1 protein-coding gene is annotated in these 1,177 nt (G+C 59.8%); it reads right to left on the bottom strand.

Annotated elements, in window-relative coordinates; genetic code table 11:
* Positions 1-1,177 (bottom strand): Ig-like domain repeat protein (locus QL223_RS25870; RefSeq protein WP_281546359.1); only part of this gene is annotated, 1,177 nt, incomplete at both ends.

Genomic DNA, 1,177 nt, shown 5'->3' with positions numbered 1-1,177 from the left:
GTGCCTGCAGTCCAGCCATCAGGCACGGTGGCAGATATCTCAGCAGTTGAACCGTCCGGTTTGGTCAGGGTAAGGGTGACGGTGTCGCCCGGTTCAATGCCTGTTGGAGGGGTGACCAGCACATCAATGCCGTCACCGGCTTCGTCCTTATTGATGCCGTCAGCCGCTTCAGGGATCGCCACCAGAGGCAGTTCATCCGTGCCGTTTTCACCGGTGCCTTCGCCCGGTGCAGTGGTGTCGACGTTGACGGTAATGGTTTCGCTCGGCGAAGAGGTGTTACCAGCACTGTCAGTGACCGTGGTGGTGATGGTGTAATCGCCTTCATCCGGGAGGGTACCGCCAGCGCCGCCTAAATCTTCCGGAGACACCACGACAGAGACAGCACTGCCGTCAGTCCAGCCATCAGGGACGGTGGTGGTGACCTCTGAGGTGGAGCCGTCAGGTTGGGTGACAGTGACAGTCACGGTATCACCCGGCTCGGTGCCGGTTGGTGGGGTGACCAAAACTTCCACACCGTCGGTGAGTTCCTCTTCACCGATACCGCCGGTGGCTTCAGGCACCTCTACCAGAGGCAGTTCGTTAGTGCCGTTTTCACCGGTGCCTTCACCCGGCGCTGTGGTGTCTAAAGTAAAGCCCGTCGATACGCTTGGCGCACTGCTGTTACCTGCCGTATCGGAGGCAGTCGCCGTGAGGGTGTAGTTGCCGTCATTAAAGCTGCCGCCATCACTGATTTCCGTGGTTGGGATGGTGATGGTCACCGCAGTGCCTGCAGTCCAGCCATCAGGCACGGTGGCAGATATCTCAGCAGATGAACCGTCCGGTTTGGTCAGGGTAAGGGTGACGGTGTCGCCCGCTTCAATGCCTGTTGGAGGGGTGACCAGCACATCAATGCCGTCACCGGCTTCGTCCTTATTGATGCCGTCAGCCGCTTCAGGTACCTCTACCAGAGGCAGTTCGTCCGTGCCGTTTTCACCGGTGCCTTGACCCGGTGCTGTGGTGTCGACGGTGACGGTAATGGTTTCGCTCGGCGAAGAGGTGTTACCAGCACTGTCAGTGACCGTGGTGGTGATGGTGTAATCGCCTTCATCCGGCAGGGTACCGCCAGCACCGCCTAAATCTTCCGGAGACACCACGACAGAGACCGCACTGCCGTCAGTCCAGCCATCAGGGACGGTGG

The sequence above is a fragment of the Grimontia sp. SpTr1 genome (genome assembly GCF_947387585.1).
Classification (GTDB): domain Bacteria; phylum Pseudomonadota; class Gammaproteobacteria; order Enterobacterales; family Vibrionaceae; genus Enterovibrio; species Enterovibrio indicus.
The sequence above is the reverse complement of the archived record's forward strand: the minus strand, read 5'-3'. Positions and strand labels throughout refer to the sequence as shown.